Raw genomic sequence first — 1376 nt, forward strand, 5'->3', positions numbered from 1 at the left:
GGCTGGAACCGGGCGAATCTTCCGACCGGCTTGTCCTGTGGTCTTCGGTGGGCCGGGGCCAGGGCCGGGGCCGGCGCTGCGGCCCGGCCTGTGGTGCGGCGGCCCCTAGCGCGGCGGCGGGAGGACCAGGACCTGTCCGGGCCGCAGGAAGTGCGGGTCGGCTCCGATAGCGTCGCGGTTGCCCGCATAGAGCCGGGGCCACTCTCTGGCGATGTCGGCGTCGGAAGCCAACGGCCCCAGAGCGGCCGCGGCGATGCTCCACAGCGAATCGCCGGACCGGACCGTGACCTCCCTGCGGGCGCCGGGGAAGTCCTGTGTGCGCACATGGCGTGCAGCCAGCGGTCCGGCATCCACGATCGGGCTCAGCGGCTTCCACCGCGGATCCAGCGCGGAACCGGCTCCCGGTCCGTGTGGCTCCGGTGCCAAGGCCTCCCCGGGTGACGGAGTCCAGGATGCCGCTACCGCTGCCGGACCGGGTCTTTCCGGTCCGGGCCCGCCAGGCGCAGTGGCCGCGCTGGCCAGCGGCGCCGTCAGCAGCTGCAGTCCGACGGCGGCGAGCACCAGCCGCCGCATGAACGCCGGGCTGAACCGGCCCGTGGCGGCCGCCGCGCGGGTCCGGCCGAGGCGGTCCAGCAGTGCCGCCGCGACGGCGAAAGCGAGCGACATCACCCACCAGGTGATGACAATCAGCCCGGCTGTAGTTGCCACGATCCCGAGCTGGTCCTCGAAGGACAGCGACTGCCGGCGTGCCGAGCCGGACTGCCAGCGCTGAATCAGGAAACTTCCCGTAGCTGCGAGGAAGATCCCGAGCAACAGGATGGCGGCGGCCATGGCGGCGTCGGCCCGGACTGTTTGTCTGGGCATGGGGACGGGCAGGGGCCGGTCCGCGGGTTGCGGCGTCACTGTCCGGTCCATGGGCTGTTCCTCCAGTCGAAATGTGTACCGTTTGATAGTGTTTAATGCCATTTGATAACTTTTAAGCCTGTTTAACTGAGTCTGATCCTCTTGTGCCCCGTTTGTCTAGACGCAGTCCGAGCCTGTGGATAGGGGAGGCCTCGGATTGACCAGTGCGGGAGGGCCGCCTACGCTGGCGCAATGCGGTGGGACGCCTTGTTTGAGGACATGGAGGCACAGCTGGCCGCGCGCCAGCGGCTGGAATTAGAGGCTGAAATAGCCGAGCGTGCACTCGTGGACTCGGCGGGAGTGCAGCTCGCGGACCGGCTCCGCGGGTCCCTCGGGCTCAGTATCCGCGTGCATTTGTCCTTGGGGCGGGTGTTCGAGGGAGTGCTGAGCCACGCGGGCAGCGAGGCGCTGGTCCTTGATGAGCCCCAACACCAGGTACTCATTCCCTACGCCGCGGCCGCGCACTATGGGGG

1 protein-coding gene and 1 pseudogene are annotated in these 1376 nt (G+C 69.2%); one reads left to right on the forward strand and one right to left on the reverse strand.

What is annotated here, in order from left to right:
- Positions 1–105: 105 nt before the first annotated feature.
- Entirely contained in the window at positions 106–864 is a 759-nt protein-coding gene (locus tag LQV45_RS32740; protein ID WP_230011772.1) for a LysM peptidoglycan-binding domain-containing protein, read from the reverse strand.
- A gap of 258 nt (positions 865–1122) precedes the next feature.
- On the opposite strand from LQV45_RS32740, the pseudogene LQV45_RS32745 reads away from it, so the two are divergent.
- Positions 1123–1376: pseudogene (locus LQV45_RS32745) on the forward strand (hypothetical protein); the annotation flags it as partial.

The organism is Microbacterium sp. Bi128 (assembly GCF_918698205.1).

What these genes read in the sequence shown, in the direction of transcription:
- LQV45_RS32740 (WP_230011772.1), bottom strand. Translation starts at nt 864, where the DNA reads ATGCCCAGACAAACAGTCCGGGCCGACGCCGCCATGGCCGCCGCCATC.